This window comes from Mucilaginibacter sp. KACC 22063 (genome assembly GCF_028736115.1).
Taxonomy (GTDB): Bacteria; Bacteroidota; Bacteroidia; order Sphingobacteriales; family Sphingobacteriaceae; genus Mucilaginibacter.
Map to the genome: position 1 here is coordinate 754,192 of NZ_CP117877.1, position 25,284 is coordinate 779,475.

General features: G+C 41.6%; 19 protein-coding genes. 6 read left to right on the forward strand and 13 right to left on the reverse strand.

The genetic code is table 11. The features are described from left to right. Window positions 1-4: 4 nt before the first annotated feature. Window positions 5-757 carry a M17 family peptidase N-terminal domain-containing protein gene (locus PQ461_RS03415; RefSeq protein ID WP_274208235.1) on the reverse strand — a complete coding sequence of 251 codons (753 nt, stop codon included), beginning with the start codon at window positions 755-757 and terminating at the stop codon, window positions 5-7. Window positions 758-1,098: 341 nt separating this feature from the next. Here PQ461_RS03415 and PQ461_RS03420 point away from each other — a divergent pair, with 341 nt between their 5' ends. Together PQ461_RS03420 and PQ461_RS03425 are read left to right on the forward strand one after the other, a co-directional pair. Then, window positions 1,099-2,877 carry a sigma-54 interaction domain-containing protein gene (locus tag PQ461_RS03420; protein WP_274208236.1) on the forward strand — a complete coding sequence of 593 codons (1,779 nt, stop codon included), beginning with the start codon at window positions 1,099-1,101 and terminating at the stop codon, window positions 2,875-2,877. Between the two features lie 190 nt (window positions 2,878-3,067). Further along, on the forward strand, window positions 3,068-3,841 hold the full coding sequence (locus PQ461_RS03425; RefSeq protein ID WP_274208237.1) for an alpha/beta hydrolase: 774 nt from the start codon (window positions 3,068-3,070) through the stop codon (window positions 3,839-3,841). A 377-nt stretch (window positions 3,842-4,218) separates the two neighbouring features. Here PQ461_RS03425 and PQ461_RS03430 read toward each other — a convergent pair whose 3' ends face one another. The 3 genes from PQ461_RS03430 to PQ461_RS03440 are packed head-to-tail and all read right to left on the reverse strand — an operon-like array spanning window position 4,219 to window position 5,738. After that, a complete protein-coding gene (locus PQ461_RS03430) occupies window positions 4,219-4,452 on the reverse strand; it encodes a DUF2630 family protein (RefSeq protein WP_274208238.1) in 234 nt (77 codons plus the stop codon). A gap of 31 nt (window positions 4,453-4,483) precedes the next feature. Further along, window positions 4,484-5,245: an alpha/beta fold hydrolase gene (locus tag PQ461_RS03435; RefSeq protein WP_274208239.1), complete on the reverse strand. Its 762-nt coding sequence runs from the start codon at window positions 5,243-5,245 to the stop codon at window positions 4,484-4,486. Between the two features lie 4 nt (window positions 5,246-5,249). After that, window positions 5,250-5,738, reverse strand: coding sequence for a MaoC family dehydratase (locus PQ461_RS03440; RefSeq protein WP_274208240.1), 489 nt, complete (start codon window positions 5,736-5,738; stop codon window positions 5,250-5,252). A 209-nt stretch (window positions 5,739-5,947) separates the two neighbouring features. On the opposite strand from PQ461_RS03440, the gene PQ461_RS03445 reads away from it, so the two are divergent. The 3 genes from PQ461_RS03445 to PQ461_RS03455 all read left to right on the forward strand — a co-directional run bounded on the left by PQ461_RS03445 (window position 5,948) and on the right by PQ461_RS03455 (window position 12,465). Further along, window positions 5,948-8,443: a tetratricopeptide repeat-containing sensor histidine kinase gene (locus PQ461_RS03445; protein WP_274208241.1), complete on the forward strand. Its 2,496-nt coding sequence runs from the start codon at window positions 5,948-5,950 to the stop codon at window positions 8,441-8,443. Window positions 8,444-9,000: 557 nt separating this feature from the next. Further along, window positions 9,001-10,152, forward strand: coding sequence for a helix-turn-helix domain-containing protein (locus PQ461_RS03450; RefSeq protein WP_274208242.1), 1,152 nt, complete (start codon window positions 9,001-9,003; stop codon window positions 10,150-10,152). Between the two features lie 69 nt (window positions 10,153-10,221). Further along, window positions 10,222-12,465: an outer membrane beta-barrel family protein gene (locus PQ461_RS03455; protein ID WP_274208243.1), complete on the forward strand. Its 2,244-nt coding sequence runs from the start codon at window positions 10,222-10,224 to the stop codon at window positions 12,463-12,465. Between the two features lie 60 nt (window positions 12,466-12,525). Here PQ461_RS03455 and PQ461_RS03460 read toward each other — a convergent pair whose 3' ends face one another. The 9 genes from PQ461_RS03460 to PQ461_RS03500 all read right to left on the reverse strand — a co-directional run bounded on the left by PQ461_RS03460 (window position 12,526) and on the right by PQ461_RS03500 (window position 24,881). Further along, window positions 12,526-13,767, reverse strand: a complete 1,242-nt coding sequence (locus tag PQ461_RS03460; protein ID WP_274208244.1) for a pepsin/retropepsin-like aspartic protease family protein — start codon at window positions 13,765-13,767, stop codon at window positions 12,526-12,528. Then, window positions 13,764-14,876, reverse strand: a complete 1,113-nt coding sequence (locus PQ461_RS03465) for an alpha/beta hydrolase family protein (protein WP_274208245.1) — start codon at window positions 14,874-14,876, stop codon at window positions 13,764-13,766. The genes PQ461_RS03460 and PQ461_RS03465 overlap by 4 nt, the downstream gene beginning before the upstream one ends. A 6-nt stretch (window positions 14,877-14,882) precedes the next feature. Then, window positions 14,883-16,868 carry a TlpA family protein disulfide reductase gene (locus PQ461_RS03470; RefSeq protein ID WP_274208246.1) on the reverse strand — a complete coding sequence of 662 codons (1,986 nt, stop codon included), beginning with the start codon at window positions 16,866-16,868 and terminating at the stop codon, window positions 14,883-14,885. 17 nt (window positions 16,869-16,885) lie between these two features. Next, window positions 16,886-18,271, reverse strand: coding sequence for a RagB/SusD family nutrient uptake outer membrane protein (locus tag PQ461_RS03475; RefSeq protein ID WP_274208247.1), 1,386 nt, complete (start codon window positions 18,269-18,271; stop codon window positions 16,886-16,888). Window positions 18,272-18,281: 10 nt separating this feature from the next. Then, the gene (locus PQ461_RS03480) at window positions 18,282-21,938 is read right to left on the reverse strand and encodes a SusC/RagA family TonB-linked outer membrane protein (protein WP_274208248.1); all 3,657 of its coding nucleotides are present in this window, start codon (window positions 21,936-21,938) and stop codon (window positions 18,282-18,284) included. Window positions 21,939-21,976: 38 nt separating this feature from the next. Then, window positions 21,977-22,999 carry a FecR family protein gene (locus tag PQ461_RS03485; RefSeq protein WP_274208249.1) on the reverse strand — a complete coding sequence of 341 codons (1,023 nt, stop codon included), beginning with the start codon at window positions 22,997-22,999 and terminating at the stop codon, window positions 21,977-21,979. A 96-nt stretch (window positions 23,000-23,095) separates the two neighbouring features. Then, entirely contained in the window at window positions 23,096-23,710 is a 615-nt protein-coding gene (locus tag PQ461_RS03490) for an RNA polymerase sigma factor (protein WP_274208250.1), read from the reverse strand. Between the two features lie 133 nt (window positions 23,711-23,843). Further along, window positions 23,844-24,269, reverse strand: a complete 426-nt coding sequence (locus tag PQ461_RS03495) for a hypothetical protein (RefSeq protein ID WP_274208251.1) — start codon at window positions 24,267-24,269, stop codon at window positions 23,844-23,846. A 3-nt stretch (window positions 24,270-24,272) separates the two neighbouring features. Continuing rightward, window positions 24,273-24,881: an RNA polymerase sigma factor gene (locus PQ461_RS03500; RefSeq protein WP_274208252.1), complete on the reverse strand. Its 609-nt coding sequence runs from the start codon at window positions 24,879-24,881 to the stop codon at window positions 24,273-24,275. A 54-nt stretch (window positions 24,882-24,935) separates the two neighbouring features. On the opposite strand from PQ461_RS03500, the gene PQ461_RS03505 reads away from it, so the two are divergent. After that, window positions 24,936-25,283 carry a hypothetical protein gene (locus PQ461_RS03505; RefSeq protein WP_274208253.1) on the forward strand — a complete coding sequence of 116 codons (348 nt, stop codon included), beginning with the start codon at window positions 24,936-24,938 and terminating at the stop codon, window positions 25,281-25,283. Window position 25,284 lies beyond the last annotated feature (1 nt).

The window sequence follows — 25,284 nt, forward strand, 5'->3', positions numbered from 1 at the left end:
GCAATTAATTTCGGGTTGACAAGTAAGCCTTAATAGCATCACCGGATGGCGCAAAAAATGCCTGACCTGCCAGTAGCGTTAACTTTGTAAGCGGCCTATGCCCGGTAACCTTTTTACGGATCAGATACTGTTCGGTTTCATAAGCATCTAATGCGCCTTTTACTACGTTAACAGCAACCGTACCTGTAGGCGAATCAATGCCGCCATCTTTCAGGTCACTTGCATGCGAATAGCTGCTAACACCTAAACGCAATGCTTCGCGCATACCGACCCTGCCTATATCCGTCATCACGTCGGGCGTAAAATCTTTACGGTTGCCCAAACCAATCAGTAATAATTTTTGAGCAGGCATACTGCCTTTTGGAGGGGTGATCAGCATCGTTTCGAGCCTGTGGCCTAAAAATTTGCCGTTTTTACGCAGGTCGGTAATTAACCCTTTCAGGGCTTCGTCTACATGTAGTAACCCGTTAATGGCAGCAGGCAGTGCACTCGGACTGGTTAAGTCGCCTTCTTCATATTCAAATATGCAGACGATCTGTAAGGGGGTAGCCTGTCCTGCCGGACTTTGAACCTTGCCCTCGATAGCAATGCCATCTGCCTTGCCTAATAATGCTGTTGTTCCTGCTTTTGGTAATGATGTGGTTGCGTTTTGAGCCTGCAGGTTTAACGTCAAGGTAAACAATAATACAATTGCGGTGAACAGCACTTTAGTTGACATGTTAAGCCTTTTAAAAGAGCTGGATGTTGAATTTTTCATGGCATTACGTTGTTTAGGGGTTTAAAATATATGATGATATTTCTGTTTTGCCATGTGATAACCATTAACAATGCCATTTTATAAGCAATTGAAAATCAATCTAATTTACAAATTCCCTCATTTATAAATTAGTGATATATCGTCAATTTGCGAATTTGTTTAACACCAGAAATATTGGTTAATTTACATGAGTAATCAATGTAATTGTAAGTTGAATGGGGATACGATATATTGATAAATTCAAATCCACCCTGTATCCTGAAGATATAATTTAACGTATAATGAATACGTTTTTAAAAGGCACTTAATTTTTTAACCAGGTACTATCCATACCACGGCTCATGAACAATTCATCCGAACAATCATTATCCAGGATATTTAAGGATTCGTCTATCAATACATCTGCTGCCCGGTCAGCGGGTACGCTTGACCATCATATTCTGTTAACAGATCTGCTTAAAGTTATTTTTAACAGAATACATCCTTTGTATTTAGTTGATTGTGGAGCTGTGCTTATTTATGATCAGCAACTAACGGTTATTAAAGAAGCTTTTATCTCCACGTTTTCAAACGAAAACGAAGAAGTAAGTATTTACACAACAGCGCAGCCATCAGAGCTAACTGCTGTGCAGAAGATTATTGCAGAGTTTTCATACCCTGTCATAAAATCAAGTAAAGAATGGATAGCAGAAGAAAGTACTAACCATACGCTGGTTAATAACGCAAGCCATTATCATTACCATTGCTATATACCTTTAGAAATAGATAACAAGGTAGTAGGCACGCTTGAACTGCATAACGAAAACCGTGAACTTAATCCCGAGTCATTAACTTTTTGCAGCAATATTGCCGATTTTCTGGCAGAGCTTATCCGGCAGGTAAGATCGCAGGCAGCCATAAGCATCAGAGCCTCATCTGCCGGTATTGTTAACGCTAAAAATAGTGGCCATACCATAAATAATAACGATGCGGATCAACTGCAGAAACTTAAAGAACAGATCAGCCAGGTAAACCAGTCAACAACGCTGGAAAGTTTTATTGACCAGTCGGCTAAGTTATTCCCATCGGCTTTCGGTAAGCTTAAATTCCAGCTGGATGAGATCAGAGCATTAAGCCTGAAGATTGATAATAATAATTTACACACGCCTGAGGAAATTGCTTTATCAAGTGATTATCCGGAAATAGTTGGTGCAGGCAAAGCGATGGCCAAAGTGTTTTCGCTGTTGGACAGGGTGGCTGATACAGATGCTACGGTGTTAATATTGGGGGAAACAGGGACAGGGAAAGAGTTAATTGCCAAGGCAATTCATCGGCGCTCGTCCAGGAAAGAGCAGCCTATGATCATGATCAACTGTGCCGCCATACCGGCTAATTTGATAGAGAGCGAATTGTTCGGGCACGAAAAAGGCGCATTTACCGGGGCCACTGATAAGCGTATCGGAAAGTTTGAGCTGGCAGAAGGAGGTACTCTGTTTCTTGATGAAATTGGTGAAATGCCGCTTGATTTGCAGGTAAAGCTATTACGTGCCCTACAGGAAAAGGAAATTGAACGCGTAGGTGGTAAAACAGTTATAAAGACAAATGTAAGAGTGATCTCGGCTACTAACAGGGATTTGCTGGAAGAAGTAGAAAAGGGTCGGTTTCGAAGAGACCTTTATTTCCGCTTAAATGTTTTTCCGGTGACTTTACCGGCATTACGAGACCGTATTGAAGATATACCATTGTTGGCTATGCACTTTTTAAATAAATATGCCGGCAAAAAAGGCAAACAATTAACCGGATTTTCAAAGGGTGCCATTAAGCAAATGCGCGAATATAACTGGCCGGGAAACATCAGGGAAATGGAACACCTGATAGAGCGCCAGGTTTTGCTAAATACAAAGTCAATGATCACCGATTTGCTCATCACAATAAAAGAAAAGACCAAAATCAATAGTGACGGACTGGCCGTGAAGATAAAAACGATTGACGAAAATGAGCGCGACCATATATTTGAAGTGCTTCAGCTGTGTAAGGGAAGGATCTCGGGGGCAAACGGCGCTGCTAAACTTTTAGGCGTACCCGCAACTACGCTTAACTCAAAAATCAAGCGTTTGGGATTAAACAAAAAACACTTTTAATAACATTTAAAACAGACAGGCTAAGCGGCTTCCTTGCAGGGAGCCGCTTTTGTTTTATCTAAACTCCATAGTATCGTAAAATAGCGTTATAAAGTAATAGCTAAAATCATTAATTAAACATAATATATTGATTTGTAGGTATTTGTAAAAAGGCATGTTTGTGGGTTAACTATTGGCACATAATTAAAACATGAAAACAAACTTTACAATCAGAATGATAGCCGTTGCAGCAGCGGCCATTTTAGTGTCGGTAATTAACCCTTTAAAAAGCGTAGCGCAAACAGCCCCTATCAAAAACATTGTAATAGTGCATGGCGCATTCGCCGATGCCTCTGGCTGGGAGGCCGTTTACAAAATCTTGGTAAAAGATGGCTACCATGTTACCCTGGTTCAAAATCCAACCAGCTCATTAGCTGATGATGTTGCCGCTACCAACTTTGCGCTCGATCGCCAGGATGGACCGGTAGTTTTGGTAGGCCACTCATGGGGTGGTACAGTAATAACACAAGCCGGTAACTCAGATAAAGTTAAAAGCCTTGTATATGTTGCGGCCTTTATTCCGGCGGTTGGCGAATCTACCCTTGATTTAGTACAAACGGTAAAAGACCAGCCAAAAGGTATTTTGCCACCTGATGCAAAGGGGAATGTGTACCTGGGTAAATCAACCTTTCAGGAAACCTTTGCTAATGGCCAGAGCAAAGAGAAATCAGACTTTATGTATGATTCGCAGATCCCTTTAACTGTAAAGGCATTTACTGATAAAGTAACCGACGCAGCCTGGAAAAGCAAGCCTGTTTATGCAATTAAACCATCAAATGATGAAACTATAGATATGGGCTTAGAAGATACCATGTATAAGCGCGCTAATGCTAAAGTAACGCATGTTACCGGCGGGCATACGCTTTTTATGACACAGCCCAAAGCAGTTGCCGCAGTAATTGAAGCAGCAGCTAACGGCAAGTAAGCTTTTCCTGCTATCTGAACGTGATCAATCCAAACCCCTTCCAGTTTTTCAATAAATTGGGAGGGGTTAATCTGTTTATGTGGGACGATTAAAAGTTACTTATTAAGAAGTTCATTGAGTTTTGAGTATACCAATGCAGATCCTTGTTTTTGTACAACGCTGTCTGCAATAGTTCCTGACTGATCTATAATCATGTGCCGGGAAATGAAGAAGGTTCTCTTTGATTTAAATTTCAGATTAGTCCTTTAGGTAGTATTCCAGAAAGGTTAATGTGATTTTTGTAGTCGGCGCTTTAATATTTTCAATAATACTTCACAAACAAAAAACTCTTCCCTTGCAGTGTGGTAATAACTGATTAGGGAAGAGTATGGAAGCAATTATCGCTTATAATTTTCAATCGTATCGATATCCCTTGCTTCAGCTTTGTTTGGGTTTTCGTGCGCATCGCGTAATGCCCGCCTTTGCCTTAACAGGTCCCAGCATTGATCAAGTTCCAGCTTAATTTGGTGCAGTTTGGTTACCTCCTCATCAGTAAGGTCCGTTTTCCCCCAAAGTTTTTCTTCGTGTGCTGTCAGGTTCTTAATGTGATTTAAAATCTGATTATCTTCCATTTTACTGTTGGTTTTATAAGTGATTTATCTGTTACTTTTCTTGTAATGCTATTTCAATCAGGATCTCGCTGAGCTGTTGCGGCTGCGAAAGCATGGGGCAGTGCCCTGTGTTTAAATCATAACTGTCTGCAAGGGTTGATGTTGCCATCATCTGCTTTTGCAGAATGTTACCTATCCCATTATCCTGTAAGGTTTCAATATAATATTTTGTTACCTGGCCAAAGTTTGCATCGCTTAGGCTCACTGTGTCAGAAAATGGTGCTGCAGGTTCGGGCTTGTAATTTTCCAGAACTATTTTTTGCACATTTTCAGGCGCATCCTGGCAAAAGATGTTCAGTGCATTTTCCAGTTTTACGTCAAACGTTAACTTATCGTCAGATACAATTAACGAAGCCCCCAATAGTGACTGGGTATCTGCTGCTGATATAGCAAAAGCCGATTGCCCATTTTGCGGTAGATAAGCAGCTACAAAAATAAGCTTATCAATTAGCTGGGGTATCTGTTCTGCCACTCCGGCTACTACCATGCCGGCCATGCTATGCCCAACCAGGATCACCTTTTTGCCGGTTTGCTTTATAGCTTCGGTTACATAGGCTATGTATGATTCCATGTGTAAATTTCCAGGAGCAGTATTGTCGCTGCCATGCCCCGGCAGCTGAGGGGTAATTGACTGATAGCTTTTTTCAGTAAGGATGTCTTGTACTTGCTTCCATGCAAAGGGTGCCGCCCAGGCACCGTGTACCAGTACAAAAAGCGTATCGCTTCCGGTAATGTCTGTTAGTGTGTTTTCCATTATGTTATGCTTCAGGTGTTGTTTTTAATAAATATTTGTGAGTGCCGGCAAGCACCAGTTCGCCGCGCTGATTATGTACGGTAGCGGCTGTTTCTACAATACCTGTCTCACCCTGCGGGGTTAAAGCAATAATCTCGAGTGCAGGGTACAGCGTATCTCCGGCGTTAACTTCTTTTAAAAACTTGCAGGTTAATTCTGTAAAGGCAATAAACACCTCGCCTATCACATGCGGGAACATTGTTGCGCCCGGAGCAGTAAATGCAAGTACCTGCAGGCCATGCACTACGGGTGCCTTGTGGCCATGCTTTTTAGCCCAAACCTCGTCATAATGCACCGGATGGTTATCGCAGGATACGGTTTGAAATGCTGCCGAATGTGCATCGGTTAGTGTACGGCTGGGTGCCCTGAAAATTTCCCCCACCTCCAGCTGTTCAAAGGTACGGGCCGGAACAATCAGGAAATTGTTTGGATCAAAAGTGTTATTGGTTTCCATAGTTTCTTTTTAAGCTGATATGCCAAAAAGAAAACCAATATTAAACTATTAATATTCAATATATTATAAATTGTTACTAATGCTGTATTTACGAAATAACGTTGATTTATGATATCACAATAATGGCGGCCCGGTGAAATAATCTGGGCTTTTGCCAAATATTAAACCTCATGGTAACACTATCATCTTATTTTTCAATCTTAGTACCCATGATAAGAGCGAAATGGATCAGGATCGTATTGCTTTTTTTACTGATTGTTTTTACAACTGCCACTACCAACGCACAGGAAATATTAAAATATACCCTGAATGATTTGCTCAAAAAGGTCAACAGTCCCGTTAATACAAAAGAACAGGTTAATACGCTTGTTAACATAGCCAGCTTCTATTATAATAACAAAATTAGTAGCCCGGAAAACGCAGATAGCGCACTGTATTATGCGCAAAAGGCCGCAAAGCTTTCTGCCAGGTTAAAAGATACTGCTTTGCTGGTTAAGGCTAATAAAGAGCTGGCAGCAGCACAGTTGCGTAGCGGTCACACTACCGATGCAATTGCAATGTATAATCAAAGCGGCGGCGATTTGCATATAGCCTTAGGCCTGGTTATAGGTAAATATTATCTGTACCGTTCGGGCGAGCAAAAAGAACACCTGGATAGTGCAGAAAGCTACTTCAACTCAGTAAAAAAATTGGGCATTAAGCGGCATGACACATTTAATGTAAATGAAGCAGACTATTTATTAAGCGACCTCCTTTATGAAAGAGGAGAGATCGTGCTTTCGAAAACCAAATTTCTTCAGGTTGCAGTACGGGCCCAAAAACAGGGGGATCTTTATCATGCTGCTGAAAGCTACTCACGCTGGGGCGACCACGTCCCTTTTAGTGATGCCTCAGAAAAGTTAAAATATTATTCGCTCGCAAAAGCGATCTATGCCAAAGCAGGCAATAAGGCTGCCGAAAACAATCTTTTAAAAGCCATTGGCGATATCCATCTTAATACCGGCCAGCTCGATCTCAGCGAAAAGGAGGAAAAACAGGTACTGAAATGGTATAAGGATAACGGTTACAAAAATTTGCAGGATACCTACTTTCTGCTATCTGTAATTAGCCGTAACAAAGGTAATTTGAATGAGGCGCTGGAATATGCGCTCACAGCAGTTGACCTTTCTGAAAAGACAGGTTCGGATATAAGCGATGCTTATTTTTATAATGAAGTTGCACAGATATATGGCGACCTTTTTCATGAGCAGGAAAGCATTAAATGGTATATGAAAACTGTTCAGCTTTTACACAGGCATAATTCTGAACTGCTTTTCTTTTCGCTAAAAAAGCTTTCAGAGTATTTTATACAACGTGGCGATGCAAAGAAAATAATAGACTTGCTTAACAGTGTTGACAACAGGAACACTTTTACCGAACTTGACAAGCAGCTGGTAGCCGCTATAAAGGGTAATGCTTATGCCCATGATAAAAAATATGATGCTGCCGAAAGGGCGTATCTGGAAATGATAAAATGGGAATCGCTAAATAGTCTGCATACTTACAACACAGCAGATGCCTACCTTACCATTGCTAATTTTTACCTGCAGCAGCGTAAGTTTGTGCAGGCAGATTATTATTTAAAGCACATTCTGACACTGCCGCCAAATACCTTCCCGTTATCCCGGCTCAAAGATGTATACCTTAACCTGGCCCGGTCAGATTCGGCAAAAAAAGATTTTGCTGCCGCCCTACAGCATTATAAAAAATTCAGGCAGTTGAACGACTCGATCTTCAATCAGGCTAAAAGCCGGCAAATACAAGAACTGCTGATCAGGTATGATGTGGGGCAAAAGGAAAAGGATAATGATATTTTAAGGAAACAAACCCAACTGCAAAAAGCACAATTACAAAAAGTAAAGCTGCTTTCGCGCATCACGGTAACGGGCATCATCGTTCTTCTCTTTATACTGGTGCTGATCTATGCCTATATCCGGAATAAAAAAAGATCTGAAAATTTGCTCGCCCTGCAGCAAAAGGAAATTACAGAAAAAAATATTTCGCTCGAAAACCTCATCAGCAAACAAAAAAGGCTGATCGAAGATAAAGAATGGTTAATCAAAGAAATTCATCACCGGGTTAAGAATAACCTCCAGGTGGTGATGAGCCTGCTGAACACGCAGATGCAGTACGTTGATAACTCGCAGGTCATATCGGCACTTACCGATAGCCAAACCCGGCTGTATTCTATATCGCTTATTCATCAAAAACTGCTGCAGACAGAACAGGTAGCTTTTGTTGAGGTGCGGCCATATATTATTGAACTGGTAAAATTCCTGGATGACACATTTCATTTTCAGGACAAAATCAATTTTAAATACGAGATAGAAGATTTTAAACTGGGTATAGCGCAGGCCATTCCGCTGGGGCTGATTATTAACGAAGCCATTACAAACATTATTAAATATGCTTTCCCGGCGGCAACAAGTGGTGAAATGTCACTCTGTCTTAAAGCGATTGACGACCACCTGTATGAACTGCAGATAGCAGACAACGGTATTGGCTTACGGGCTGATTTTGACCCGGAACAAAGTGATACTTTGGGTATGGTGTTAATGCGTGGCTTAAGCGCACAATTGGACGGGAATATTACTATTACCAGTCCGGCAGGGGTTAGGCTTAAAGTGAGATTCCCTAAATTGCTGGAAGACGTGCATAAAATCTGACGCAGCAGCTCGCTGTAAAATGAATGCTTACCTGCCAGTTACGCTTTATAAATCTTTTTAAGTTGGTTGAAATCGAAAATAAACGAAATAACGTATTTTTATAAAATACTTATTTGATTTAAAATTATGGAAATCAAGTAGTTGTGATTTTGGTATAACTCGTGCATCTGTTGTGGTATATGTTTAAAAACTAACTACAATGAAAAGAGTAACATTATCAGCAGACAGGTTTAACCTGATGGCCTTGTTTAGGGAGAAATATTTTATCCTTGTTTTAAAGGGGATGGACTTGTTTTACATCCTTTATAAATGATGCAGGCACCATTAGCCAACCACATGATTTTAAACCAACCTAACTCATTAATGATGGAAAGCCTTATTTATTACTGCACCCATATTGTTTTAGTTATTTGCCTAATCGTGATCATCTGCATTATGGTGGAAAATATCAGGTCAGCAGATACATCTGACAGTTATTAGCGATTAATCAACGGGGTGAATGTGTTTCATATTATGATTTGACACCTTGATCATGAGCTTTAAATGTATATTCGTTCATGTACTTTGCTTTTGGGTTGCGCAGTTCATTATTGTTGATCTTCTTTGTCCATTTATTGGTATATGGCTGCTTGTTTATAAAACGGGGCTACCAGCAGGAACGACTTTCCGATCGCTTAATAGGTGTCTTTTTTTGCTTGGGCGCATTGTTTATTGCCCCCTGGATGACCGGTTTTGGCGGTTGGTATGATATGCAGCCTTACCGCGATTTTCTATTCTACACACCACTGCTACAGCCATTATTTTTCGGGCCTTTATTATACTTATATATCAAATCATTAACTAATGCGAGCTACCGCATTAGCCGTAAAGAATGGCTGCATTTTTTACCGGGTACGCTTTACCTTTTATGGGCAGCCATTGTGTTTGTGGTAGACAAGCTGATTTTAAAAAGATATTATCTGATGAACGGTGTCTCTGACCCGGATTTTGACACCTGGTACAGCTGGGTATGGGTAATAAGTGTGCTCATTTATCTGCTGCTTACATTACGCTATTACAGGCAATACTTAACTTTTACTAACTTAGAGTATTCTTTTGCCGAGTCGGCGGGCTTCAGGTGGTTGCGCAATTTTCTGTATGTATTCGGGCTGTTGACCCTGCTTTTTTTAGGCGAGCATATCCTTTCATTATTCATAGAGCTGCATTACATCAGATCATGGTATTATTTCTTCGCTTTTGCTTTGATATGCTACTATATGGCCATCAGCGCCTATGGCAGCAGTCCTGTACCCGAGCCTAAGCTAAACTTTGAACCCGAGCGTTTGCATGCCTACCAGGAACCGGAAGAAACTATTATAGTTGAAGGCGATCAAAGCTGGCTGCTTCCCTGGAAAGAAAAGCTGGAGTACGCCATGAAAGACAAGGCATACCTAAATCCCGAGCTTACATTAACCGAGCTTGCGCGTAAAATTGGAACCAATGCCTCATTGTTAAGCAAGGTGATCAATAGCGGTTACGGACAAAATTTTAACGATTATATCAACAGCTTTCGCGTGAGCGAAGCCATAAGATTAATGAACGACCCGGCCTGTAAAAACTTTAGTTTGCTGGCTATTGCATTTGATGCGGGTTTCAATTCAAAGTCTACCTTCAACAGGGCGTTTCGTAAAGTAACAGGCACCATACCGCGCGAACACCTGAATATTTAGGTGGGTCAAATCATGTATTGAAGCGAACAGGGTATTCAATTGCCGCAGTTTTGCTTCAAAAAATATCACATGAAAGCCCTGTTTACCTCCCTGCTATTACTTATTTCTGTTTGTGTTAAGGCCCAGTTTTCTGGTGCAGTTATCGACGAACGCCAGCAACCTATCCCTGGAGCTATTGTTAAACCCGATGGACAGGCAGCTAAAATAACCGACCAGAATGGTCAATTTTACTTTACCAAGCCTGCTGCATTTGTTGTAATAAGTTTTGCAGGATACTGCACAGATACCATTAGTCCCTTAAAAACTGGTATGCTGATAAAATTGCAGCCCTATGTAAAAGTACTTGACGAGGTAAAGATCAAAGGTCAGGCCCCAATAATACGCCAGCAGGCCGATCGTACGGTTATTGCCATAAATGAGCAGGTGAAAAAGCTGGCTGATAATGCGCTTGAAGTAATTGCACTGGCTCCAGGGATTGATATCTCTCCGCAGGAAAACGCCATTAGCATGAGCGGTAAAAAGAATATTCAGGTAATGATTAACGATAAGCCTGTGCAAATGACCATGACAGACTTGGTCAAATACTTAAAATCATTACCAACAGGCAGTCTCAAATCCGTTGAACTGATGAAGGAACCACCTGCACGCTACGAAACCGATGGCCAAACAGGTATTATTAATGTACGCACAGCTCCTTTAAAAGGTATAACAGGTAATGTTGATGCCAATACATCGCAAAGCCGCTACAACTGGAGCGATATTTCCGGCGTTTTAAATTATGGTACCGAAAAGCTGGCTATCAGCAGTTACCTGGCTTGGCACAGGGGTGGTTACTTTGTGAGGAGCAACCGGGACAGATTCCTTCAGGATGGCATCCTTAATCAGCAGACTAATAATTTAGAGCGATGGAGCGACCCGGTGATCAGGCTTGCCGCCGATTATCAAATTGCAAAGGGGCATGTGATAGGTGCCATATTTGAACGTGAGGCAAGCACTAATACGACAACTTATCAGACCGTTTCTATAACAGATCCCGGCTTCTCAGAATTGACCAATGGGCGCGAACCCTACATGCGCCACTGGGATACTTACAATTTAAATTACCAGCATAATGATGTTTTGAATATCGATCTGGATAAGGCTTATTTTAACCGTGATGGTAATACTGCAATCATGAATCAGGGTGCTGCTGATGTTAATTACCAGAGATATAATACCATTGATATTACAACCCTTAAAGCGGATGCCATGCGCCAGTTTAGTAAACTTTTGAAGATAGAAACAGGCGCTAAACTGGCTAATATTAAAAGCAGCCAGCAGCTTAATGATGATAAATTCAGTTATCGCGAAAATATTTATGCAGCTTATACCGGCCTCGGCTATAATGCAAACAAATGGAGCTGGCAAGTGGGTTTACGCGCCGAGCTTACCGATGCCCTCGGTATTGCAAAAGGCAGTAACCAGCAATCTGTAACAGCGCCAGATTCGACTTACTTTAATTTACTTCCATCTTTATTTATTAATTACAGTGCATCGCAAAGGCACCAGTTTCGGTTGGCCATATCAAGGCGCATGCAGCGGCCTGATTACAGCGACCTGGCACCATTTACTTATCAAATTAATCCGCTGGATTATCAGGCAGGTAATCCGTATCTGCGTACGCAACGTAATGATGCCGCCGAGTTTAGCTATATTTATGACGACCGTATTTCTGCGGTGGCGGCATACCGCCAGAGTGCCGATTATTTTAATCCGGTGGTGATACAAACAGGAAATATACTGACCCAAACTACAGGTAATGCTGGCCGTGTGAGCAGCTTTAGTTTCGATCTTAATTATCCGCTTCGCATTAATAAATGGTGGAATATGCTAAACAAAGTAAATGTAGCCAACGATCATTTCAGAGGGCAATTATTTCAGGGGATGCTTGACGCCGAGCAATGGAGATGGAGCGTATTTTCTTCGCAACGTATCACATTGCCTAAGCAGTTTCTATTTCAGGTTACCGGGCGATATAACTCTGCACACCGCGACCTGATTTACCAGCAGGCCGGCAGTGGTACGGTGAGCGCCAGTTTGGGTAAAAAGTTTAAAGGCGATAAGGTATCAGTAAGGCTTGGCATGAGCGATATTTTTAATACCACAAGAAATTTTACCCGTGTTAACTTCGGTACTTTGAATTATACGGAGAATCAGGTGGTGGAAAGCAGGCGGGTGTCGTTAGCCTTTAACTGGCGCTTTGGTAACCAAAAGGTGCGGCAAACGCAAGACCATAGCAATGGTGACAGCGATGAAAAGGGGAGAAGTAATTAGGTTGAGATATTGCTTAAATAAATAATGCCGGCTTAACCGGCATTATTTATTAGGACTTTATTATTCGCTGTATTTGTCTACAAGCACAACCTTGTTTTGATAGTCGAGCGTAAGCAAATAAGTGCTAAAAAATGGGGCGCCTAAAATGCCGTCTATCTTTAATGCTGCGGCTTCAGATTTACTGTACATGTTATTCTTAGTAAACGCGGTAGCCATGTTTATAAAGGTTATCCCGCCAATGTGGACTTTTGCGATATTGGCAACAGTTACGTTAGTAATCTTGCCTTCAATGCCCGACATTGTTTCTGTCTGCGTTTTCGGCGCTGCCGATTGCCATTCTTTATCGTAATCTGAAAAAAGGATGTTATGCGAGGCACCGCAGTCTAAAGCCAAGTGATAAGTTTTGCCATTAATTAAAGCAGTAACAACAGGTAGGTGGTGCTGCATATCAAATGCAATACTTTTTAAATTACTGCTGCGCTTTAAGCTATCTGATTTGTTAAAAGTGACAGTAGCTTTTCGGTAATTTAAAGTGGTTTTGTATGCTTTCAAAAAGGCGTAGCCCAGTAACCCAAGATTAGTCTCGGTGTTGATGGTAGCTTCCATTGGCATAGACATTAGTGTGATATTATGCAGTTTGATATCGCCTACCGTTATCTCACTAACTTTTACCGGCTTCACATCTTCTACTTTGCCGTTAACACCGCTTACACCAAGCTGGTCAGCATAGTTAGTTGTATCAGCAGTATTAGATTGTGCAATCGAGGGATTTACAATCAGCCCGAAAGCCCCGTTGTCTATCATAAACAGGCCGTTTTTACCGTTCAATGTTCCTTTTACATAAAGGCAATTATTTACCATCTGTGCAGGTAGTTCAACATGGGCAGGCCATACATTAGGGCTTGCATTCGTTACTTTTGGATCCCTGATGATATTCAATTCTAATATTTTGCCGGTTGCATCTGTTAATACATCAGGGCGGCCGGTTTTGCCGTTTGTATAGTTCAATAAAACTTTAAAGCGATGATTTGTCCCTTCCAGACTGTCTTTGGCAATACTAAAGCTGTTAAAGCCCGGAAAGCCTTTAACAATATTAGATAAGATGGCTTTACTTGTTTTGCTATCCAGGCCTGCAATTGTATAATCTGCGGGCAATAACCCGCGCAATTGCAGGCTATCCTTTTGTTGCAGAGCGGTAAATATTTTCTCTACGTTGGCCTTTGGAGTTTGTGCCTGGGCGTACTGTGAAAAGATAAGGCCTGCAATTGCAAGCCCCGATCTTAAATGTCTTTTGATATTCATTGAAAGCGTTTACTGATCCAATCTCCCATTATTTTTAAAGCTTCAGGGGAGAAGGGAGATTTAATGGACGAATACTCCTGCAAGGTACAAGTTTGGCAAGGTAAAAAAAGGTGGTTAAGGCCCGATAGTACAATTGTTGTTACGTCTTTGTCTTGCCCCGCTGCTGGAAGTTTTTTCCAGTTGGCTAGGTTTTCTTTATAAGCTACCATCAGGTCCTTGTCGCCATTCATGGCCAGTATCGGGATATTCACTTTTGCCAGTACAGGTGCCGGGTCATACTTGATAAAGAAGCGGTACCAGGGGCTGGTTGCCTGGTTTACATAGCTCCATATCGGGAACCGGAAATGATCATACTGGATATTGTGTGCTTTAACCCATTCATCGTCGCCCTTCTTCCATTCTGCATAACGGGCATTAAGTGCTTTATCCATATCGGCAGAGTCTGCATATTGGCGTGCCGTTTTAAACATGATCTCGTTGATCTGGTAGTAGCGGTTTTTCTCGTCGTTACTGATGGGCGCTGCGTTAACCAGGTCGCGGTTTTGTATAATCAAGGCATCATAGCCATCCATACACAAACCTGCAAGACTGATCAGGAAAGCAACTTTAGGTTCTTTAGATGCTGCAATAGCCATGCTCATGCCACCTTCGCTATGGCCTATTAAGCCAATATGTTTAGGGTTTACTTCGGTCCTTGTTTGCAGATAATGGAAGGCTTCCAATACATCTGCTGCAAAATCGCCTGTTGTAGATTTGGCATAGTTACCATCAGATTTGCCAACGCCGCGATCATCAACACGAAGCACCACAATGCCCTTGCGTGTAAGGTAATCTGCAATATCGGCAAACATTTTGTGCCCTGCCATCGTGCCATCGCGGTCTTGCGCGCCGGTACCTGAAACGATAACAACAGCAGTATGGTGTTTGCCATTGTTTGGGATGGTAATGGTTGCCCCGTAATGCAGCCCGGTTTGTTTACCATTAAAAATGATACTGTCTGCTTTGTAGGGTACGGGTCCATTGCCGCTTGTTTGGCAATTTGCTGCATTTAGTGATGCGCAGGCCGCAAAGCAGCCTGCTATCACCGTCTTAACTAACTTACTGAGCATTTATTGTTATTGGACTTTCCTTGCAAATTCAACCATTTCAATTATTTCATCAGCTAAAGCAGTAGCGCTGCCTTTGTAGCCATCGCTTAAAAAGCGAAGCTTACCATTAGGTGCAATAATCAATTTCATAGGGATGCCTGATATGCTGTAGGCTTTGCAGATACGTTCATACACCTCATCATTCTGTTTTGTCCCGGATTTTTTATTGTCGAACAGAATATGAAATGGATAATCGTTGTCTTTTATAAACTGCGCTACCTGCTGTTTGTACGCTTCTCCGCGCTCTTCGGTATCAACAAAATAAAAAGCTACGTTAGGGTCGTTTTTGTAATGTTCTACAGCCAGTTTCATACCCGGAAATGATGCCTTGCAGGGAACACACCATGTGGCCCAAAAATCAAGTACAACAGTTTTGCCGCGCAATTGGCTGAATTTTACCACCTTGCCGTCAAGCCCGGTCATTTGCCAGTCCGGAACATCATCATTCCGTTTCATCGCTTTGATCTCCTCTGCGCTTTTTGCTGCCAGTTCAGGATTTTTCAACGTATTAAGATATTTGTCAAAGCCCTGGTCAGATTTGTTATTGCGTACATAATCTTCTTTAAGCAGTTCCAGCATTTCGGGCGAGCTCTGATTTAGATAGATACTTTTAACCAGCACTTCGTTCAATTTCTGATATTGCTTGGCATTGTTCAAAAGCCATGCATAATCATCATTAACCGAAGCCTTTTTATAGTTTAAACTTTTTTCTGCGCGTTCGGCATATGCCAAAGCCTCATTATAATTCTCCGTTTTACGTAACAGGTTAATATGGGTAGGCCATACACTTGTTACCAGAAAATGCTCATACTGTTCATGCCATTCAGATGGTGAAAGGTACCAATAGTCGGCAGGTACTGTGTTCTTTACTGATTCCATGCGGCTTACCAGCATTTTTGCATAAGGCAGCAGCTTGGTATCCGGCAAATCCTTACGGTCATGCGGAATCTGTATAAGCTTATAATAGATGTTAATTAATGCTGAAATCGGTAAATCAGGAACATACTTTTCTATCGGGCTATAGTCGCCTTTCATTGCCGAAATCAGGATAATGGCCTGGTAAGCGTTCGTATAGCTCAGGTTATTTTGGATGTCAAACTCAGCATCGGTAGTTTGCGGGAATTCTTTCAGAAACCCGGTAGCCTTAATCATCATCTGATCCGGCTTACGCTCACTGGTAAAAGCACGGTATGCCTTTAACCGTGCCAAACTGCCTTTCGGGTATTTTGCCAGTATGATATCGCTAAGTGAATCGGCTGATTGCTTACGGTTTAAAGTACCCATGTAAATTTGCCTGATGCGCATCAGGTTATCTTCGCCACCAACTTTGTATAAATAAGCAATAACACGGTCGATACGTGGCACACCTTTGTCTTTTTGATAAGCGTATAAAGATTGTGCAAATGGTACAGCCAAAACCTGGCTGGCTTCCTGCGGATGCCATTTTACTTCATTATTCATCCAATAATAAAAGGCAGTATCGCTGATTGCCAGATTTTTGTAATAGCCTGGTACACCATAGCCACGGCTTTGTGATCTTAATAAGCCCCAGCCTGCATAGGCGCCTGCGGCATTCACGCCAGGATGTTCCGGATCTATGGTCATTATCGCATAGCCCTTTTCATTGTCTGTATCGGTGCTGTCGCCCGCCTTGAATTTAAAAGCAGCAAGGCCGCATTCTTTATCCAGCGTAAACGATGCTTTGTAAACATTGCCGGATTGTTGCATTGGCAGATCATACGTTTGCCAATGGTAGTTATTGTAACTGTAAACAATCCCTTTAATGTCTTTCTTTCCAGCCAAAGGCGTACCCGCCGGGTCATAGGTGATCTGAACCGTTTCGCCGGGTTTGGGCGTTACCGGCTCAAAAGTAAAATGCTTATCCTGTGCACTTACAAGGCTATATAGCCCTGTAAGTGACAGTATGATTAATACGCTAAGTTTTTTTAACATGTTTTTCTGTTTCGTTATTATGGATTTTGCTGCATTTCAGGGTTTAGCTGAATTTGATAAGGCGGTATCTGGAATACATAACGGTTACTCTGCGGATCAAGCGTATAAGTTACGCCACCAAAAACACGGGTGTACGTTTTTTGAAATGCCGGTTCGCTTTTTAGCCTGCGCATATCCCACCAGCGCAGCATACGGCAAAAGAACTCGCGGTGCCTTTCGTCAATCACAGTTTTAAGTGCATCTGCAGCTGTATTGGCTGTAGCCTGAGTATAGTCTGCCGGTTTAAAGCGTTTCTGCCTTAGTTTGTTTACCCATAAAAGTGCATTGGATATATCGTTATTGCGGGCATAATACTCTGCTTTTATTAATAACATTTCAGGCACGTTAGGGCCGATGTTGCGAGATTCATTGTTGATCCTGTCGCGCGAAAAGAATCTACCGCCAGCATCAGCATAAGCTGATGCAAAGGTTTTTGCATCTTTAGTAAATAATTGATAACGCTGGTCGGTTGTACCAAGCAGGTTAAGCAGGTCATCACTCAAACGCATAATGGTTGGCTGATAGCCAACACCGCTAACAGCTACCTTTGATAAAAGTATTTCGGGGTCGCTTTTACGCAAAGGGAAAGTTGATGAAGTACTATAATCATTAAGCGTACTTCTTGTTAACAATGCACTGTCCGCATATTTATTAGCATTGGTGTAATCGTTCATGTATAAATAACATCTTGCCAGTTCGCCATATGCTGATGCCTTTGACGGGATGGTATTAAAGCTTTGCTGAGGCAGCAGGTTAGGCAGTGCCTGGTTAAGATCAGCAATGATTTGAGTATATACAGATTGCGAACTTGGGCGGGCAAGTGACTGCTGTGTAGTTTCAACTAATATCAAAGGCACACCCAAATCACTGCCTGCTGTTGCTGCATTGTATGGCTTTGCATACGTGTTCATCAGCATCAGGTAAGCATCTGCACGGTGTACCTTGGCTTCTGCAATCAGTTCGGCTTTATCAGTAGCGGTACCACCGGTACTTGCCGGAACCTCTTCAATTACCGTATTGCAATAAAGAATGGTGTTATACATGCCGTTCCAGGCATCGTCGGTTTGATAGTTGCCAATCGGAAATACAACCGGGTTCCATACGTAAGCTTTCGGAAACCAGCCATAATAATCAGATCCGTTTAGTGCTTTAAATTGGCTACTGCCATCAACCAGCTGCACATCGTCAGAGGCAATGTCATCTAACTTTGGCCCTTGTTCATAAGCATAGGTGTAATTAAGCAGGTAACGGTAATTACTTGTTTCTTTTGGCACAAGTATACCCTGGGTTTTTATATCAACATATTTACGGCATGACGACATACCAGCCGCTAATAATACTAAGAGAAAATATTTTGATTTCATGACGCGCGCTTTAGAAGTTAAGATTAATGTTAAGAGTGTAAGAACGGGCTGCCGGTAACCCACGTTGGCCACCAACATAGCCGGTAAAGTCAGGGTCGTAACCTTCTTTGTTTGCTGTCCATATCAGGCCAAGATTATTTGCAGTTGCGCCTATCTGTGCCGACTTAATTTTAAATTTAGACATCCATGCACCTGCTAATTGGTAGTTAAGTGTTAACTGGCGCATACGGATGTAATCGCCTTTCAGCACGTTTATATCTGAATACTGATACCTGTACAAGCTGTAATTAACCTGGGTAGGGGTTCCGTTTAAGCCCGGTACAACTGTCTTAGCTTCATCGCCGGGTGCTTGCCAGCGTTTGGCAATGTCTGCACTAAGGTCATACTTTGCACTGTAAGCAGATGTTATATAGTTTTGGATACTTGGTTTAAGAAACACGTTGCCAAACTGATAGGTAAACTGGCTGAAAAGTGAAAATCTTTTGTAGCGGAAATTAGTATTAAAACCGCCATAATAAGGGGCTGTTGTACGCCCTGCATATTTCAAATCAGAGAGTGAACTGAGCGTTGTTTGAGATGCTTTTACGATATTACCATTATGGTCATAAATCTGTGTAAGGCCATTGGCATCTAATCCTGCATTACGGTACACAAATAGTTTATCAGTAGGGTATCCTGTTAAATAAGATATGCCTGCCGGGTAATAACCATAATAGTTAACATATAACGACTGGTTAAAATAGCTGTTAGTTACTTTATTAGTGTTGTATGCAAAGGTTGCGCCTGCACCTAAATCCCAGTCTTTATTTTTAAAGATTGTACCGTTAAGGCCAACATCAATACCGTGGTTTTTCATTGATGCTGCGTTGCGGGTTAAGAATGGGCTGGTATTACCTAAATATGCCGAACCTGTCGGGAATGAATACAGCAAATCGTTACCTTTTTTGTTATAGATATCTACGCTTCCGTTTAAACGATTGCCAAATAATCCAAAGTCAACGCCAACGTTGGTTACATAAGTTTTTTCCCAACGTAGCTGCGGGTTGGCAGGCGCAATAAGTGAGGCGTAGGTCTGTCCTGTAGTAGGGTCTGCGCTGCCACCTAAAGAAATGTAGGTATATGGATAAGTGGAAAGTGACAGGTTGCCATTAACACCGTAAGATGCACGAAATGCTAACTGGTCAATCCATCTTGCATCTTTCAAAAACTCTTCCTGGTTAATGTTCCATTTTAAGCCAGAAGACCAAAGGGGTGTAGCGCGGTATTTACGGTCGAGCCCGAAGTTATTATAATCGTCATAACGTACGCTGCCGGAAATAATGTATTTGTTATTGTAAGTATAAGCAGCGTTACCAAAGTAAGACAAGAAACGCCTTTTCATATCGGTAGCAGATGGATAGCCACCATAATAAAAACCGGTAACGTCAGTAGGGCTAAAGCCTGCAATATAAGTGTAGGTTGGTGTAGAACTAAAGTTGATGTTACTATTAGTGGTGCCAGTTTGGGTATTGTATCCCCATAGGCCTAAAGAATTTTGGCCGGCATTTGTTTCGCGCATTTCTGTACCGGCAAGAGCGGTGATCTGATGTTTGCCAAAGGTGTTGTTGTAATCGAGTTGTGCGCGAACGCTGTAATTATTTTGGTTGGTGTTTACCTCGTTTAAATATCCGCCATTACTAATGCCTAAACTGTTGCTGATTGCTGTAGGATAAGTAAAATAGTTCAAAATATTGCGCATGTAATAACTATCAGGGCTTTGATAGGTTCTTATTGCGCTGAATGTGCGTTCGTTAGCATAGGTACCGCTGGCAGACAAGCCTTTATATATCGGAACCTTTAGGTTGATATTGAAGATATAGTTATTGTCTTTCTCTGTATTGTCGTTATACCCAAGCTCATTCAAATAATTATACTGCCAGTTTTTGTATTTAGACGATAAAGTGGAAGTGTATGCCGGGTTTAAACGGTCGTAAGATATTCCGTTACCGTTGGCATCTGCTATCTGTTCATACGGCATAAGTGTAGCGCTTGATGGCGTGTACAAAGAGTACAGGTTCATACCATTGTTTACCAGGTTAAAGAAAGATCCTTTTAAACTGGTTGATAAGGTAGCCCAGTTAAACAGTTTCCAGCTATTATTGAAAGTAGCTGTCAAACGTTTGCCATTATCCCTCACTTCTGTAGGCCTTTCGCGGCTGTATGATACGCCGTAATAATAGTTAGAGTTTTCGCTGCCACCATTGATAGAAAAATTGTATTGCTGGCTTTGCTCTCCCTGGTAAAAGTATTTAGAAATTTGCGCGCGGTTGTCAATTGCGCTTAATGATGCCACCTGTGCATTGTATTGCGATTGGCTGATGGTGCCTGCTGCCAGTTGCTGGGCAAGATAAGTCCCCGGGCTTACTAAGTAACTTGCCGAATAATAGTCTGTACCGGGTATTGCACTCAAAAATCCGCGGTTAACCAACTCTTTCTCATAGCCAAGCTCCTGTGCGGAGGTCATGGTTTTATAGTAATTGATATTTGGTTTTTCACCGAATGTGAAAGTAGTAGAGAAGTTTACTGCCGGGGTTTGGTTCTTTTTGCCCTTTTTAGTTGTTACTACAATTACACCGTTAGCTGCTCGCACACCCCATATAGAGGCTGCTGCTGCATCTTTCAAAAAGGTGATGTTTTCAACATCGTTGGGGTTAATTGTAGAAAGGTCTAATTCTGTGATGGCGCCATCAAGTACAATTAACGGGGTGGCCTCACCTGTTAATGTGCTTTTACCACGTATAGTTGCACTATAATCATTGATACCAACTGTTCTGGTACCTGCTCTAAGGCCAACTTGAGTTGTTGCAGTGCTTGATCCGCTTTGATAGAAAAAGCCACGGTCGCCCGATAAAACGTTGATCTGCACACCCGGAACCAAACCTTCGATACGGTCTAACAGGTTGGTTTGCGGATGCAGTTCGATGTCCTTGCTGCCTATAACAGCTGCCGAACCTGTTGAACGTTCTTTAGGTAAAGTTTGGTAGCCATTGCTGATGATATTTACCTCGTTAAGCATTGTTTTACCACCCAGTAGCTTTACCGTAAGCTTAAACTGATCACCAACCATAATTTCCTGGCTGTTGTAACCAACCATGCTAATTGAAATTATGCTGCTGCTTTTAACAGCTGGTAAAAGGAAATCGCCTTCATCATTGGTTTTATTAGCCTGGTTGGTGCCTTTAACCCAAACACTGGCATAGGCTATAGGCGTACCATTTTCGTCGGTAACTCTACCCCGTAAGGTGCGTGTATCATCGCCTGTAGCATATTTAGGCGCAGTGGTAGCAACTGGGTTTCCGGGGGCCATGCCTGTAAAAAAAGCGCTGTTGCGTGCTACAATAGAGTACGTGTTTTCACTCACGTATAAAAAGATAAGGTTATTGGGGTATAACACATTCTTTAATACGTCTTCGAGTGATTTTCCCTTTAATTGTGTACGGGTGGTAAACTTGTTATCAAGTAAGCCATGTTCATAAGCGAACTGGGTTTTAAACTTGGTTTCAATTTCTTTAACAGCCTCACTAAGGGGTATTTGTGAAGGTGTCTTCTGTGCGGAAGCGCTGAAATAGCAGCCTAAAAACAAGGCAAGCAACAGGCATCCCGCTAAGCGGGTAATGGTTTTGTGCATAATCAATAGTTTAAAGTAGTTGGAGGGTTATTAGTTAATTATTTTACATGGTTTTGTTTAATGTAGTAAGTGTTATTGTCGCGTTGTTCAATGGTGCCATTCAGTAAGTTGGCCAGCATATAAAGCGTGGCATCCTTACTGATCATTGAAATTGTACCGTCTATGCGTTTGTTACCCAACGCCGGGTTTTCCAGAATAATATGACCGCCATAAGTATCCTCATAGTTTTCAATGATACCTGCTACTGTTATACCACTAACAACCATCTGGTTTTTGATCCATGCCAGCGGCTGGTTGTTCATGCGTGTAATTACCGTGCGCATCATTTTCTGATCCTGATACCTGATGGCTTCACCCGGTTGCAGGATAAGCTGCGCAGATTGCTTTGTGCCGATACCGATCTTACCTTTCATCAGTGATACAATGACATGATTGCGGCGATTTTTAATGTTAAATTCGGTACCTAATACCTGTACCTGTACATCTCCTGCATGTGCCATAAAGCGCTCTGAAGGTTTAACCTGCTGCGGTTGTTTGTTCAAGTGTTGGATTTTGAAATAAGCCTCGCCATTTAACCATACTTCCCGCATGCCATGCCATTTCCAGGCACGGTAATAATGCAGGCTCGAATTGGCATTCAGCTTCACGATACTGTTATCGGGGAGTGTAACAGTACGCTGCTCGCCAAAGCCGGTTTGTATAATAATTTGTGAGGTAACATACCAATAACCGCAGGCAAACAACAGCAATGCCGCAGCAGCAGAATAACTCCAGATCTTTATCCTTTTTCTAAAGGTTGTTACTTTGGTTTCGCGGGTAATGCGTTGGTTGATCTTAGCCCATACATCAGCTTTGTTATCTTCTGTATCGCTAACCGGGTTAATACTTACAGCAGTTAAAACGTATACCAGCGCCTGACGATAAGCTGAATGATTAGGCGGGTTGCTGACAACCCATTGCTGCCAAACATCATCAGGGCCTTGCGGACCTTTTTTTACAAATCTGATGAATGAAAGGTCTTCTAAAAAGTCGTCAAACGAGTATTCGTTAAATTTCTGCATGTATAATTAAGCACTTTGAGGTGTTATTAATAGTACAAAGCATTTTCCTGTTCATTTTGACCCATGAAAAACAGAAAAATTCAAAATAATTTAATATTATCTTAAAAAGTGCCCTGTAGACTGGAAAATTTCTATGCGACAAGTAGCCAGTAGTAATAAAATATTGGCTTTAGGGAGATTTAAAATTATTTTGAGCGCATCAATTGCCCGATAACCCAATTTATAAACTGCTCTAACAGATATATCCAGCAGGTCAGCAATTTCTTCAAAGCTTAGTTCTTCAAAATAGCGCAGGTAAAGCACCTCTTTTTGCCGGGGAGTTAACTGATCCAATGCATCCATCAGCATTTTGGCCTGCAAACTTATGTTTTCCTTACGGATGTAATCAGACTCTAAATTAAACTCTAACTGAAACTGGTTTAGCGATTCGGCAGAGACACCCTGCCAGCGGACGTTATTGGTGCTTGCCCTTATTAACAAGTTTTTTAACGAAGCCAGTAAATAATATTTAATATTATCGGTAGGGTTCAGATTTTTGCGGCTTGTCCATAAGTTAACAAACAGATCTTGGATACAATCGCGCACAAGTTCAGGCTCGTTGGTTTTTCTGAGCCCGTAGCTGTACAGGTTTTGGTAATAAAGTGCATAGATGTTTTGATAGGCTTGTTGGTCTCCTTGTAAAAATGATGCCCACAATTGCTGATCGCTCATCTGCTAAACTTTAGTACTGCTCAATAATCTAAATCCTAAAGTTAGTAATTTGAATGATTAATTACCTGTTGACTTTATGTTAATTAAGCGTTATTTACTTAAAAGCAATTCTAATGCCTTTGCAGATATTCTTTTAATATAAAGAGTTTTTATTCGTATCAATAACTCTCTGCTCGAAAATCAAATTGCCTAACAACATAATTGCCCCCATAATAAGCAGCCATTTAAATTTAAGCACGGCTATTAAAAATTGGTTTCCGGCGCTAAGATCAACCATAGTTAGTAACCCGTAAACCATAATCAGGCCAACGACTATGCCTAATATAGCGAGCAGATTAAATCGAATATCGCTTCGTTTCTTCAATTTTAATTTGAGCTGGCCGGTAACTTTTGAAGAAAAATTAAATGGCAAGCCCTGTTCCGGCTCCTGATTTAACTTTTGAAATAAAGACTTATAGCGTTGCACCTGCTCGTCTTCCGAGGCGGATAGCATATCAGCGGGGTTCATCAATTCATTGTCCAGCATTGCCTGGATCTGCTCATCGGTTAGCTTTTTCATGGTTTAGTCTTTAAGATCGTGTTCAATTTTTTCTTTCAATAACTTGCGGGCCCTGAAAAGGTGGCTTTTAACCGTGCCTTCCGGTATGCCGGTGATCTGTTCTATTTCCGGGCAGGTAAATTCATTTAAATGGTACAGGGTGATAACGGTGCGATATTGCAACGGCATCTGTTCAATAAGCAGGTTTATATAGGCAGTAGTGTCTTTCTTCACCAGTTCAGACTCGGGACTAATCGCCGTAAAATGATAGTTATCTATATCATCCGGGAAATCAGCCTGTTGGTTTTGTTTGCTTTTTTTGATGTGATCAACAGTTGTGAGATAAGCAATGCGGGCAACCCAGGTGGATAGTTTAGACTGAAATTGAAATTTAGGCAGGCTATGGTGTACTTTAATAAAAACATCCTGGCAAATGTCTTCCTTATCCTGCTGGTTATACACAAGGCGATTTACTACAAAGAAAACCAGCTTCTCATATTGTTTAACCAATCGTTCAAAAGCCCGGAAATCTCCCTTTAATATTTTGGATACAATTTCCTTTTCATCAAACATATTATAGTAGTCTGTAACGGCATGGTAACGGTTGCAAATATTAAAGAAAAATATTTGCAACCGTTATGTTATTTTTAAAGACTACTGTATCAAAATCATTTAAATCACAACATCATGAAACAGTTAATGCCCTTTATCGTCGTCATCATATTCTTTATACTTATTGCTATATTCATTCTTGCGCTATATAATTACCGTTTAAAGAAACGGATTATTGATGCCGGTCCCTTAGATGAAACCGGGCTGAAATTTTTACAGGAGCTTTCCGGCTTTGGCACCGAATCTATGAAATGGGCCATCATTCTTTCAACTACCGGCCTGGGGCTGATCGTTATGCAGTTTATCCCTTATAGTGCTCAAGAATCGCCGGTACCTTACGGCGTAGAGATATTATTTGTAGCTGCAGGCTTCTTCCTTTATTATCTTTTTATCCGTAATCACCGCAATAAGCAATCGCTTTAAT

Excerpts from the sequence above, each read along its gene's own strand:
- PQ461_RS03480 (WP_274208248.1), bottom strand. The coding sequence starts at position 21,938 with ATGCACAAAACCATTACCCGCTTAGCGGGATGCCTGTTGCTTGCCTTG.
- PQ461_RS03475 (WP_274208247.1), bottom strand. The coding sequence starts at position 18,271 with ATGAAATCAAAATATTTTCTCTTAGTATTATTAGCGGCTGGTATGTCG.
- PQ461_RS03415 (WP_274208235.1), bottom strand. The coding sequence starts at position 757 with ATGAAAAATTCAACATCCAGCTCTTTTAAAAGGCTTAACATGTCAACT.
- PQ461_RS03435 (WP_274208239.1), bottom strand. The coding sequence starts at position 5,245 with ATGGAAAACACACTAACAGACATTACCGGAAGCGATACGCTTTTTGTA.
- PQ461_RS03485 (WP_274208249.1), bottom strand. The coding sequence starts at position 22,999 with ATGCAGAAATTTAACGAATACTCGTTTGACGACTTTTTAGAAGACCTT.
- PQ461_RS03450 (WP_274208242.1), top strand. The coding sequence starts at position 9,001 with ATGTACTTTGCTTTTGGGTTGCGCAGTTCATTATTGTTGATCTTCTTT.
- PQ461_RS03505 (WP_274208253.1), top strand. The coding sequence starts at position 24,936 with ATGAAACAGTTAATGCCCTTTATCGTCGTCATCATATTCTTTATACTT.
- PQ461_RS03430 (WP_274208238.1), bottom strand. The coding sequence starts at position 4,452 with ATGGAAGATAATCAGATTTTAAATCACATTAAGAACCTGACAGCACAC.
- PQ461_RS03490 (WP_274208250.1), bottom strand. The coding sequence starts at position 23,710 with ATGAGCGATCAGCAATTGTGGGCATCATTTTTACAAGGAGACCAACAA.
- PQ461_RS03445 (WP_274208241.1), top strand. The coding sequence starts at position 5,948 with ATGATAAGAGCGAAATGGATCAGGATCGTATTGCTTTTTTTACTGATT.
- PQ461_RS03470 (WP_274208246.1), bottom strand. The coding sequence starts at position 16,868 with ATGTTAAAAAAACTTAGCGTATTAATCATACTGTCACTTACAGGGCTA.
- PQ461_RS03460 (WP_274208244.1), bottom strand. The coding sequence starts at position 13,767 with ATGAATATCAAAAGACATTTAAGATCGGGGCTTGCAATTGCAGGCCTT.
- PQ461_RS03455 (WP_274208243.1), top strand. The coding sequence starts at position 10,222 with ATGAAAGCCCTGTTTACCTCCCTGCTATTACTTATTTCTGTTTGTGTT.
- PQ461_RS03465 (WP_274208245.1), bottom strand. The coding sequence starts at position 14,876 with ATGCTCAGTAAGTTAGTTAAGACGGTGATAGCAGGCTGCTTTGCGGCC.
- PQ461_RS03425 (WP_274208237.1), top strand. The coding sequence starts at position 3,068 with ATGAAAACAAACTTTACAATCAGAATGATAGCCGTTGCAGCAGCGGCC.
- PQ461_RS03440 (WP_274208240.1), bottom strand. The coding sequence starts at position 5,738 with ATGGAAACCAATAACACTTTTGATCCAAACAATTTCCTGATTGTTCCG.
- PQ461_RS03420 (WP_274208236.1), top strand. The coding sequence starts at position 1,099 with ATGAACAATTCATCCGAACAATCATTATCCAGGATATTTAAGGATTCG.
- PQ461_RS03495 (WP_274208251.1), bottom strand. The coding sequence starts at position 24,269 with ATGAAAAAGCTAACCGATGAGCAGATCCAGGCAATGCTGGACAATGAA.